11 protein-coding genes are annotated in these 11,622 nt (G+C 61.2%); 8 read left to right on the plus strand and 3 right to left on the minus strand.

Going from position 1 to position 11,622, the window contains the following annotated elements:
- The first annotated feature begins 135 nt into the window (after positions 1–135).
- From QNA11_RS11445 to QNA11_RS11480, 8 genes are all read left to right on the plus strand, one after another.
- Positions 136–1,017, plus strand: a complete 882-nt coding sequence (locus tag QNA11_RS11445; protein WP_283483139.1) for a phage/gene transfer agent baseplate hub protein — start codon at positions 136–138, stop codon at positions 1,015–1,017.
- Positions 1,018–1,036: 19 nt separating this feature from the next.
- Complete coding sequence (locus QNA11_RS11450; RefSeq protein WP_283484205.1) at positions 1,037–1,453, plus strand: NlpC/P60 family protein; 417 nt, start codon at positions 1,037–1,039, stop codon at positions 1,451–1,453.
- Positions 1,453–5,556 carry a baseplate multidomain protein megatron gene (locus QNA11_RS11455; protein WP_283483140.1) on the plus strand — a complete coding sequence of 1,368 codons (4,104 nt, stop codon included), beginning with the start codon at positions 1,453–1,455 and terminating at the stop codon, positions 5,554–5,556. The genes QNA11_RS11450 and QNA11_RS11455 overlap by 1 nt, the downstream gene beginning before the upstream one ends.
- A gap of 9 nt (positions 5,557–5,565) precedes the next feature.
- Entirely contained in the window at positions 5,566–6,288 is a 723-nt protein-coding gene (locus tag QNA11_RS11460) for a DUF2793 domain-containing protein (RefSeq protein ID WP_283483141.1), read from the plus strand.
- Between the two features lie 91 nt (positions 6,289–6,379).
- A complete protein-coding gene (locus QNA11_RS11465; protein WP_283483142.1) occupies positions 6,380–7,252 on the plus strand; it encodes a lysozyme in 873 nt (290 codons plus the stop codon).
- A gap of 20 nt (positions 7,253–7,272) precedes the next feature.
- The gene (locus QNA11_RS11470) at positions 7,273–7,533 is read left to right on the plus strand and encodes a hypothetical protein (RefSeq protein WP_283483143.1); all 261 of its coding nucleotides are present in this window, start codon (positions 7,273–7,275) and stop codon (positions 7,531–7,533) included.
- Positions 7,534–7,652: 119 nt separating this feature from the next.
- Positions 7,653–8,360 (plus strand): RadC family protein, encoded by a 708-nt coding sequence (gene radC, locus QNA11_RS11475; protein WP_283483144.1) that lies wholly within the window; start codon positions 7,653–7,655, stop codon positions 8,358–8,360.
- A 113-nt stretch (positions 8,361–8,473) separates the two neighbouring features.
- On the plus strand, positions 8,474–8,611 hold the full coding sequence (locus QNA11_RS11480) for a hypothetical protein (RefSeq protein ID WP_283483145.1): 138 nt from the start codon (positions 8,474–8,476) through the stop codon (positions 8,609–8,611).
- A gap of 74 nt (positions 8,612–8,685) precedes the next feature.
- Here the strand turns inward: QNA11_RS11480 and QNA11_RS11485 are convergent, their stop codons facing one another.
- The 3 genes from QNA11_RS11485 to QNA11_RS11495 are packed head-to-tail and all read right to left on the minus strand — an operon-like array spanning position 8,686 to position 11,616.
- Positions 8,686–9,798, minus strand: a complete 1,113-nt coding sequence (locus QNA11_RS11485) for a DNA cytosine methyltransferase (protein ID WP_283483146.1) — start codon at positions 9,796–9,798, stop codon at positions 8,686–8,688.
- Positions 9,785–10,498: a hypothetical protein gene (locus QNA11_RS11490; RefSeq protein WP_283483147.1), complete on the minus strand. Its 714-nt coding sequence runs from the start codon at positions 10,496–10,498 to the stop codon at positions 9,785–9,787. Before QNA11_RS11490 ends, QNA11_RS11485 begins: the two co-directional genes overlap by 14 nt.
- Positions 10,495–11,616 carry a hypothetical protein gene (locus tag QNA11_RS11495; RefSeq protein WP_283483148.1) on the minus strand — a complete coding sequence of 374 codons (1,122 nt, stop codon included), beginning with the start codon at positions 11,614–11,616 and terminating at the stop codon, positions 10,495–10,497. Before QNA11_RS11495 ends, QNA11_RS11490 begins: the two co-directional genes overlap by 4 nt.
- Positions 11,617–11,622: the final 6 nt, after the last annotated feature.

Genomic DNA, 11,622 nt, shown 5'->3' on the forward strand with positions numbered 1-11,622 from the left:
CAAACGGCCAGCGCCATACCCCGAGCGTCTGGTTACAATCGGATGCGAAAACTCAGATTACTCGCACCGGCAATCCACTAGGAGCGGACAGCGGGCGCTGGTTTCAAGCCCTCCCGAGCCGCCCGCCTTTAAGCGATGAAAACCTTCTCCCCTGCCCTCGCCGCCCACCTCGCCAGCGGCACAACGACCATATGCCGATGCTGGCGCGTGACGCGCCGAAACGGCGTTGTGCTGGGCTTTACCGATCACGATCGCGATCTCACGGTCGACGGCACGCTCTTCGAAGCGGCGGCCGGCTTCACGGCATCGCAAATCCAATCCTCGCTCGGCCTCGCGGTAGATAATTTTACTGCCGACGGCGCGCTGTCCTCGACGCGGCTCACCGAGAAAGACATTCTTGCCGGCCGCTATGACGACGCGACCATGGAGCTGCTCCATGTCAATTGGGCGGACCCGACACAATTCTACGTCGAGGCGCGCGGTAATCTTGGAAACCTCGATCGCAAGGGCGCGGCGTTCACGGCGGAGTTCCGCTCGCTTGCCGCGCGGCTAAATCAGCGCATCGGGCAATCTTTCGAACGCTCGTGCAGCGCGCAGCTCGGCGACGCGCGTTGCGGCGTTAATCTCGCCCTGCCCGCCTACTCGACCGCCGCGACGATCGTGTCGGTGGAAGGGCCGTATCTCTTCCTATCCGGGCTTTCGTCGTTCAAGCGCGACTGGTTCACCGGCGGCGTGCTGCAAAAGAGCGGCGATGCTTACGAGATCAAGGCGCACATTATCGAGCCGGATGGCTCTGTGATGCTCGAATTCTGGACTGAACTGGCCGCCTTCATGGCGGCGGGCGACGCCGTCACCGTGAAAGCCGGCTGCGCCAAGAATTTTCCAACCTGCAAAAACAAATTCGCGAACGCCGCCAACTTCCGCGGCTTCCCGCATATCCCGCCGACCGACACGATCGGGACGATCGCCAATCGCGGCGATCCCCGCAACAACGGCGGCTCGCTGCTGGGGAACTGATATTCCAACACGCGCTGACATTGTCGCCGCCGCCCTGCGCTGGATCGGCACGCCCTACCACCATCAAGCCGCCGTGCGCGGCGCGGGCTGCGATTGCTTAGGGCTCGTGCGCGGCGTCTGGCGCGAGGTCTATGGCGCCGAGCCCGAGGCGCCGCCGCCCTATTCGCCCGATTGGGGCGAGGCCGGCAAGGCAGAGCACATTCTCGACGCGGCGCGCCGCAACATGCGGGAGCTGTTCCCCGACGCGGCGCGTCCCGGAGACGTGCTCGTCTTCCGCATGGTCGAAGGCCGCATCGCCAAGCACATGGCGATCGTCGCCTATGACCGCACGATAATCCACGCTGTCGCGCGAGACGGCGTGCGCCGCGTGCCGCTCGACGCCGGCTGGATACGCCGCGCCGTCGCCGGCTTCGCCTTTCCTGGGATCGAAAATTAATGGCGACGATGCTCTTCAGCGCGGTCGGCGGGTCCTCGCTGGTCAGCAGCGTGCTTGGGACGGCCACCGGCGTCGGCCTCAATTACGCGGCCGGCCTGCTCGGCCGTAAGAAGAGCAGCGCGCCGAAGGTCACCTTCGGCCAGCATGTCTATGAAGTCCATGTCACCGGCGCGCAGGAAGGCGCGCCGATCCGCCGCCTTTGGGGCCGCGCCCGCATGGGCGGCCAGGTCATCTGGGCCACCAATTTCTCGGAATATGCCCAATGGGTGCCGAGCTTCACCCAATCCGCCGCCTCTGGCAAAGGCGCGCCCGCCCAATCGCAACAGCTCGATTGGACCGAGGTCTGGCATGCGCAGATTTCCTTCGCGGTTGCCTTTTGCGAGGGTGATGGCGGAACCTCGCTCGGCCGCGTCTGGGCGGATGGCAAGCTGCTCGATCTCACGAAATACACTTGGCGCTTCTACAACGGCTCGCAGACACAAGCCCCCGACCCGCTCATCGTCGCAACGGAGGGCGCCGCGCCGGCCTATCGCGGCATTTGCTATCTCGTCTTCGAGAACATGCTTCTCGACAAATTCGGCAACCGCATTCCGCAGATCACCGCCGAAATTGTCCGCCGACCGGAAAGCGCTGGGCCCGACGATCTCGCGCGCAACCTGCGCTCTGTCTGCATGATCCCGGCGACGACCGAATTCGGCTATGCGACGACCGTCTACAAGGCCAGCGCCACTGCGGGCAGTTGGAGCACGGTCAACTCGAACGCCGAAGACGCGATCTCCGATTTCACCGTATCGCTCGACGCGCTCGTCGGCATAAATGCAGCGGCGACGCTCCCTGCGGGGGTGAGCGCGACGGGCGGCAATTGGCGCTCGGCGAAAGGCGCGCTGGACGCCGCCGACGCCGTCTCGCTCGTCGTCGCCTGGTTCGGCGACGATCTGCGCGCGGGCAATTGCACGATCCGGCCGAAAGTCGAAGTCGCGCAGAAAAACACCGATCCCGCCGATTGGGAGGTCGCGGGCTATACGCGCGCCGGCTACGCCTGGTTCGTCGCGATCAACGGCGTGGTCATGCCCGCGCATTACGCCGCGCCGAACGCTTTCCCTTTGCCCTGGGGCGTCGCGGCGAGCGTCGTCTCGCAGGTCTCTCCCGATCTCATTAATCCGAACGGCGCCGGAGGCTCCGTCGCTTTCACGGGCGCGACTGTGCCAGCCTACGGCGGCACGCCCTCGGATGGAACGGTGGTCGAGGCGATCAAGGAGATCAAAAGGCGCGGGTTGCGTTGCGTTTTCTATCCCTTCATCGCCATGGATATTCCGCCCGGCAATGGCAAGCCCGACCCGTGGGGCGGCGCGCAGCAAGCAGCCTTCCCCTGGCGCGGGCGCATTACCTGCCACCCCGCGCCTGGCCAGCCCGGCACGGTCGACAAGACTGCCGCCGCCGCAACGCAGATCGCCGCCTTCTTTGCGCAATACAGCGCCATGGTGACGCATTACGCGAGCCTCTGCGTCACAGCCGGCGGCGTCGACGCCTTTATCATCGGCTCGGAGCTTGTCGGGCTCACGCAAGTGCGCTCGTCGCCCGGCGATGGAACCTATCCCGCTGTCGACGCGCTGAAGACCCTCGCGGCGAGCGTGCGCACGATCGTCGGGCCCGATTGCAAGATCGGCTACGCGGCGGATTGGAGCGAGTATCACTCGCATCGCCCGAGCGACGGCACGCATGATGTGATCTTCAACATGGACCCGCTGTGGTCCGACCCGAACGTCGACTTCATTGGCATCGATAATTACATGCCGCTCGCCGACTGGCGCGACTCCGGACCGAACGCCGACGCGACGGGCGCAAATGCCGCCGCCTCCATCTATGACAAGTCCTATCTCGCGCGGAATGTCGAGGGCGGCGAGTATTACCACTGGCATTACGCGAGCGCCGCCGATCGAACCGCCCAGACGCGCACGCCGATCGCCGACACGGCCTATGGCGAGCATTGGGCGTTTCGCCAAAAGGACCTGCGCAATTGGTGGCTCAAAGCGCATCATTCGCGGCCTGGCGGCCTGCGCAACGCCGCGGCGACGACTTTCGCGCCCGGATCGAAGCCCATCTGGTTCACGGAATTCGGTTGCCCTGCGGTCGACAAGGGCGCGAACCAGCCCAATGTCTTCGTCGATTCGAAGTCGAGCGAAAGCGCCTATCCCTACTTTTCCAACGGCAATCGCGACGACGCAATCCAGCGCGCCTTTCTCGAAACCATGCTCGCCTATTGGCGCGACAACGCGCCCGTGTCGGCTGCCGGCGTGAAGATGCTCGACACGCGCAATATGTTCGCCTGGGCCTGGGATGCGCGGCCCTTTCCCGACTTCCCAGCCCAGGGCGGCACGTGGCGCGACGCGCCGAACTATCATCTCGGCCACTGGCTCAACGGCCGCCTCGACGAACCGCCGCTTGCATGGATCTTGGGCGACATTTGCGCGGCGGCCGGGACCGCCTGCTATGACGCATCGCGCATCATCGGGCCGTCGTCGCTCGCGATCGGCGTCGTCGCCGACGGCCCGACCTCGCCGCGCGATCTTCTGGAGCAAATTTCCGACCCGCTGCAGATCGACGCTTTCGAGAGCAGCGGCTGCGTCGTCTTCGCCTCGCGCGCGCAAGCCAAGACCATCGCCGTTTCGCTCGACGATCTCGTTATGGAAAGCGCCGACGATGTGGGCTATTCGCTCACCCGCGCCCAGGAAACCGATCTTCCCTACGGCCTCACGCTCACCTTCGTCGATCTCTACAAGGATTATGACGCCGGCTCGGTGCGCGAGCTGAAGAATGTCGGCTCTTCGCAGAACCTCGCCTCGGTCAATGCGCCGCTCGTCCTCGATCCCGATTACGCCAAGGCGCTCACCCGCGCTTTGCTGCAGCAGCATTGGCTCGCGCGCGACACAGGGACGCTGAAGGTCCCTCCCTCCTTCTCCGCCATCGAGCCGGGCGATTGCATCGCCTTCGATATCGGCGAGGCGAGTCCGCTCAAGTTCCGCGTCGATCGCATCGATCGCGGCGACTTCCTCTCGCTCGAGCTGAGAGGCTTCGATCCCGCCTCGGCGCGATTCGGCTCCGCCTCGGCCGGCGCGGATGCGCTCTCCAAACCGGCCAAGCGCGCCTTCGGCCCGCCGATCGTCGAATTCCTCGACCTGCCGCTCGCGACCGGGACCGAGCCCCAGCCCTGGGCGCCGCGCGTGGCCGCCTTCGCCTCGCCCTGGACGCCCGTCGCCGTCTATCGCACGGTCAATGGTTCGAACACGTTGATTGCTACCGTCACCGCGCCGACCATGATGGGCGAGATCGTCGACGGGGCATTCTATTCCGGCCCGCGCTCCGTCTGGGATTACGGAAACAGCCTCTATGTCCAGTTCTACGGCGACGCGCAGCTTCTCTCGCAAACCGAGCAACAGGTTTTCGACGGCGCCAATGTTATCGCGGTCAAAGCGCCCTCGGGCGATTGGGAGATCGTGCAATTCGCGCAAGCGGAGTTGCTCGCGACCAATAAATTCAAGCTATCGAAGCTTCTGCGCGCGCAGCAAGGCACGGAAGCCGGCATGGCCAACCCCGCCCCGATTGGCTCGCGCGTCATTGTGCTCACGCCGGCGACGCTGGCGACGCTCGGCATCACCGTCGACCAGCTCGGCCAGGCGCTCACGCTGCGCGCGGGCCCCGCGAAAGACGATCCGGGCGCATCGAGTTACTTCGATTATTCCGTAACGCCGAAGGGCGTCGGCCTGAGGCCCTTCAGCGTCTCACAGATCAAGGGCCGCCGGCCGCTCGGCTTTGGCGATGCGGTGATCACCTGGTCGCGCCGCACGCGCTACGGCGGCGACGCATGGGACCCGCCCGACGTTCCGCTCAACGAGCAAAGCGAGAGCTACGATCTCGAAGTCCTCGACTGGGCCGGCAATGTGCTGCGCACGGTCTCCGGGCTCGCGTCACCCGCATGGACCTATGCGCTCGCCGATCAAACGACGGATTGGGGCGGACCTCAGAACGTCTATCCCATCCGCGTCTATCAGAATTCCGGACAGATCGGCCGCGGCCAGTCGGCCAAGGCCAACGTCAATTTGTAAGGCTTCGATATGGCGACGACGCCCAATCTCATCCTTCCCTATATCGACCAGAACCAAAGCCAAAAGCATGTCACGCACAATGAGGCGCTGACTGCGCTCGATGCGGTCGTGCAGCTTTCCGTTATCGACAATGCGCTCGCCGCGCCGCCGGCATCGCCCGCGGATGGCAACCGCTATATTGTCGCCACCGCGCCCTCGGGGGCCTGGGCGGGCAAGGCCAACTATATCGCGGCATGGCAGAGCGGCGCCTGGATGTTCTATGCGCCGAAGGCCGGCTGGCTTGCCTGGGTCGCGAGCCTCTCCGCCGTCTTTGTTTGGAAGGGAGCCGCATGGGCGCCGCTCATCGACGTCGGCTCGCCCACGCTGCTCGCCAAGGCCGCGCATGGCGGGAAAATCGAAGCCTATTGCGCCGAAGAGCTGATAACGCTCGCGGGCGCCACGACGAATTCTTCTGTTCTGATTCCCAACGGCGCCTTGCTGTTCGCGGTTTCCAACCGCGTGGTGACGCCGATCGCCGGGGCGGCCTCTTACAGTTGCGGCGTCGCCGGCAACGCCAGTTGGTTCGGTTCGTCGCTCGGCGTTGGCGCCGGCGCGACCAATCGCGGACTAATCGGACCCAATCCTTTCTACTCTGACACGCCCGTCCTCTACACGGCGGCGGGCGGCAATTTCACCGGCGGCCAGCTGCGCATGACGATCCACTATCTCATGCCGACCTGGGCGGACGCCTAACCTCTCCGCACTCCCCAAACCGCAAACGTGGTGAGCGACGCGCGCCGAGAAAGCGCGCGGCGATGACGCTTGGCTATTGAAAGGATCTAGCATGCAACTTTTGGAAGCTGTCCGCGCTCCCGCGGCGTCGACGATCCTCCCGCCGTCGAGAATGAGCGGCAAAGGCCGCTCGCTGCTGATGCAGCGTGAAGGCGTCAGAACCCGCGCTTACAGGGACACTGTCGGCGTCTTGACGATCGGTGTCGGCCATACCTCGCAGGCCGGCCTGCCGGAAGTGACGCCGGGCCTCGTCATCACGCGCGCGCAGGCCGACGCCATCCTCACGCGCGACCTTCGCCAATATGAATTTGCGGTCGCCCATGCGGTGACCGTGCAATTGACGCAGGGCCAGTTCGACGCCCTTGTGTCGCTGTGCTTCAACATCGGTTGCAAAGGCTTCCGAGAGTCGACCGTCGTCAAACGGCTCAATGTGATGAATTACCGTGGCGCCGCCGACGCCATTCTGCTCTGGGCCAAGGAGCCCGAACTCAAAGGCCGACGCAAGGCGGAGCGTGCGCAATTCCTCGCCGCGACGCCCGATGCGCTGGGCGCGCCCGTGCGCTTTCTCACCGCCGATGAATTGCACGAAGAGGAGATGGTCTCCGCCGATTACCTGCGCGCCTCCGGCTCACGCACGCTTTCGGCGACGGATTTCGTCAAGCAGGCAGCGACGACGGTTCTCGGCGCTGACGTCGTGGACGGCGCGACGCGCGCCAAAGACGCGCTCGATCAGCTCCGCGACGCCTATGCGGGCTTCGCCCATGGCGCTGATGCAATCGAGCTGACCAAGAGCTATTGGCCGCTCGCGGTCGGCCTGGCGCTGAGCCTCGTCATCGCCTGTCTGGCCTATCTCGCCTGGCGCGAGGCGCATCGCGTCCAGCGCGCCCGCGTCGAGGATGCGGTGCTCGCGCCCGCGGCCGCCTAACGAAGGAAGGGAGCGCCGGCATGCCAACGCCGCAATATCACCTGCAAAACCTGCTCGGCGGCATGCTGAGCACGACAAGCGATCGCGTGGCTTTTGCGATCGCGGGCGTCGCCGGGTCGGCGCCGCTATGGAAAGAGCAGGCTCGGGAGATTTCCGAGCTTGCAGCCCTCGCGGGGCCAATCCTTGCCGGCGTCTTCGTCATTTCAAAAATCATTCTGACATGGGTCCAAATTTGGAAGGCGGCGCACAACCACCGCCCCGAACCCTCGCAAGGAAGCTAAGTATAGGAATAGTATAACTATTATGACATGCAGCGTAGTTGCAGTTATTCTAAATTAGACGCCCCTCGGCTCAGCCGAGGGGCGTCTTTTATTTTGTCAAAATTTCCCGATTTTTGGAAGTGACGAATGGCAACGCTTGGCAGTATCATTTGCTGCATTTTTATTGCCCGGGGGCACTAATGTTTTTATTATCAGATAGTTATAACTCCAACACGCCGGCAAGCGATCATGAGATGCTTGAGGCCATCCTGGATAGGTCCACGAGATCCAAGCGAAGGCGACGAGAGGTCGCCGAGAAGCTGTTGAGTCGCTTTGGAACTTTTGGAGATGTCATTTGCGCAAGCCCGGATCGACTTCGCGAAGTGGATGGCATAGATGATAGGGTTATATCTACATTGAAGCGGTTTGAAAAAGGCGCAAAGTACCTATCAAAAGCATCCATGCTAAAGCAAGACAGGTTTTGCTCTTGTTCAGCAGTAATAGAATACTGCAACATAGCGATGGCGCATGAGGATCGCGAGCAGCTCCGCGTCTTATTCCTCGACAAGAAAAACGCCCTCATCGCAGATGAGGTGCTGGGGGTTGGCACGATCGACCAGGTGCCCGTCTATCCTCGGGAAGTGATTCGCCGAGCCCTGGACCTCAGTGCGAGCGGGCTGATCCTCGTGCATAACCACCCCTCGGGCGATCCGACGCCATCTGAGGCCGACATAAAAATGACCAAGGAAATCGCCGCCGCCGCCGCGCCCCTGCAAATATCGGTGCACGACCATTTTGTCATCGGCCGATACGGACACACGAGCTTGAGAGCGCTCCAATTGATGTAGAGGGCGCTACGCCGCGCGCCGCCATCTTTAGGCGAACTCCGGCGGATGGCCCAAAAGGTCTCGGACGGCCTGGCCTGGCGGCGGCCGGCGCCGCCGCCGCCGCGCCGCTCTGGATGGATCGCCTCAGAGAAATTTCTGAACTCGCGGCGCTGGCCGGCCCGATCCTCGCGGCCGTCGTCGTCGCGCTCAAGGGCTTCCTGTATTGCGTGCAAATCTGGAAGGAGATCAGGTCGAAAGGCATCTCCTCCTGACTTTTTCCTACGGGGCGCGGCGACGGCTCCGCCCATGGGCGTTTGCAGCCGATCGCTGCAAGCATCACTCATGGTCAAAGACGCTCCAGCGCTAGTTCAAGTTTTTCAAGAAACCCCGACGGATACCGTAACCGACTTGATTTCGCTCGAGTCACGAATCCTTTGAGCGCTCGTGAAGAAATAGGGCTCCAGTCAAATTTCTGCTGGGAGAGCTTACCGATCTCCACGACACTCGGCCCCTCAAACACCATCACTTGACGCCGGTTGCCTTTACCATCGCCCCACGCTGCGGTCGGCAAGCCCACGTCTTTCGACATAATCCCGCTAGGGACCCTTTGCCATGGCCGCGGGTCTTTTATCCGCTCTCCGAGCCACCTCACCACTGGAGGAGAGACTGAGTTACCAACCAATCTCCAACGTGAACGCAATGGCGCCGCGTCGGTCCAACCGGCAGGAAAGCCCTGCAACCGTTCGGCAGTCTCAATCGTAGGCACTACGACAGCGCCGTCCGGCATCAATACCGCCGGTGGGGAAGCAATACCAATCGCCGAACCCGATTTCACGGGAGGAAGTGCATCCTCGGTCAGGCCGTGGCCGGCACGACCCTCGGTCCAATAGAAGCCGATAGGTTTCCCCAAATCCAAGCGCGTCTTCGGCACCGGCTTACCTGGATCCGAGAGTAATACTTCTCCTGGATCGTCAACCCGCGATGCAAGGAAGTAAAAACGCCTTCGGCGCTGCGGCAGTCCAAACGCGTGGGAGTCTAACGTCCTATAGGCCCACGCGTATCCTAAGCGCTCGGCTTCGTCCATTAGATGAGCCAAAACTCGCCCTCCATGTACGAAGCGGATGGATTGAACATTCTCAAGTAGAAGTCTATCCGGACGGGCTTGCTGTGCGAGCCGAAAAACATGTTTGACTAGCGGTGTCCTTTCGCCATTCAAACCTTTCTGACCGCCAACAATTGAGACATCTTGGCACGGAAATCCTGCGACTAGCAGATCAGCGTCGCGTAAATCTGTCACGGAGACGTTTGCAACGTCCTCTATGAAAGGCACGTTGGGGAATCGTTTCGCCAGTACGGCTTGGGCTGCTGCATCGATATCATTGATCAGCGCCAAGTCGTCTTGCGCCTCGAGCCCGAGTTCGAACCCGCCTATCCCACTGAAAAGACTAGCGACTCTCATGCGACAAGTTCAGGCTCGGCAAAGGGAAATTCTGGAGCGCTGATATCGGAGTGCTGCGAGGTTTCGCCTGCCACATTCCGGCTATAGCCTCAGAGTAAAGTTTTGCTCGCGTGAGCTGCGCACTGCGCATAAGATTAATCGGCCCTTCGGATTGCTCTTTTAACCACTTTTGTTGAAAAAACTCCGACAATACAAGGTCGAGGCAATCCGTTGGAAGGAGGCAATGCGTGGGGAAGCGAGGAACAGCGAGGTGCAATGGCCCTGCCGAAGCAGTGTAGTCTTCCGACACTTGCATATGGAAATCTGGCCCAAATTGGCCCGGACTTTTCCTGTCGATGTGAAAGACCAAGGCGGGACGCGTTGTATCTCTGGCTGCCCAAACCTTGAACTGTGTGGTTAATTCGTCAATTCGCCACTTTGCATTTCTCCTCGGAGCCGGTTGGCGAGTGAATTCAGCTCTGAAACCCCATTCCACATAAACAGGCGGAGCCGATTGGCCGGCGCGATCATAATCGCGAGTTTCTATAGTTCGGATAGCCTTCGGGGTATTCCAATAAAAATGATCTTGTGTGTCCTGACCGGTCTCAAGGTCCAGAGCCACCTTTTCCAGCGCACTCTGGCTCGCACGTTCAACCAAGCTTTTCGCCGTCCGCGTGTAACCCACGACTTCCTTACTATATTCGCGTAGATCTATGATCATAGAGAATTTCCGTCGTCCATCAGCTCTTGATCTTCATATATTACTTTCGCCGCTAGTTTACGGTCTTCGAGAGCATCGCTCAATTTGACCCATGCCGGTTCCACTCCCTGAGGAAAGCTTTCGTCGGCAGCGCGTACACAGTCTCTCGCTTCCCCAACTTCATTCGTTTCGACGAGATCTGAGTCGGAAACGATCACGGGCTGCTCCATTCGCAAGAAATCAACCCGAAGTCCCTCAGCTTTTCGGAGAATAGCGCTTTCGTAGTCGCTCTGTTCCTGGGACAGCTCCCAAGCCACAAAGTCAATGCCGCCCCCCCACCATCTCCTGTTATCGAAGGTCTTTAGCGGCCCTTCGTAAATACAGCTCCCAATTAGCTTAGAAAGCTCACACTCACAAGCCATGACACGGCGGAAGCTTTCCAGATCTAGCCCTAGCCGAACGGCAGCATGCGTGTCATTTAGTAGGAAGGAAGGATAAGGCAACACTTGATGAAGAAGCCAAGCAATTATCAACCTCGCAGCTCCCACACCATCGATCGGCGGCGTTATACGAGGCGGTCGCGCGCGATCAACCTGTCGCTCTACGCTTCTGCACCATCGAGCATTGCTAGGTGCTTTTAGCAACTCAAAGCAGAGTCGCTGAATGCCGATTGTCATCGCAGCTTCTGCGTCTTCGCTAGCCACAGAACTATTTATGGAAGACGCAAGCGTTCGCGATGCTTCCGCAAGTTCTATTAATTTGTCGACGACATGTTCGCATCGCTTGTCGCCAAGCCACTCTACGCCCAACGCTTGAGCCTGAACATGAAGCCTAGCACGTGGGCCAAGAGGCGAACCCAAGACTTTTTCCAAGTCGTTACTTACCACAGCTACTGGCGGGTAATTGCGGCTAAGCGCGCCTCGCCACTTGCTAAAGAGGCTGAGCCCGTTCTCGTCGCGTCCTTCCGCGCCCGGATGTCCTACCAAAAAGAAATCAAATAGCCAAAGGCTCGCCTCCTTCGCCGCTCGAAACGCCTCGTCATCAGACAGATCTTCAAACCGGAAGACAGCAAAATGCGGTGCTTGTTGTGCTGAGATCGCCAGATCAGGCTCATCGTCAACGTAAACGATATCGGGCATGGCGTT

It is taken from the genome of Methylocystis sp. JR02 (genome assembly GCF_030063565.1).
Classification (GTDB): Bacteria; Pseudomonadota; Alphaproteobacteria; order Rhizobiales; family Beijerinckiaceae; genus Methylocystis; species Methylocystis iwaonis.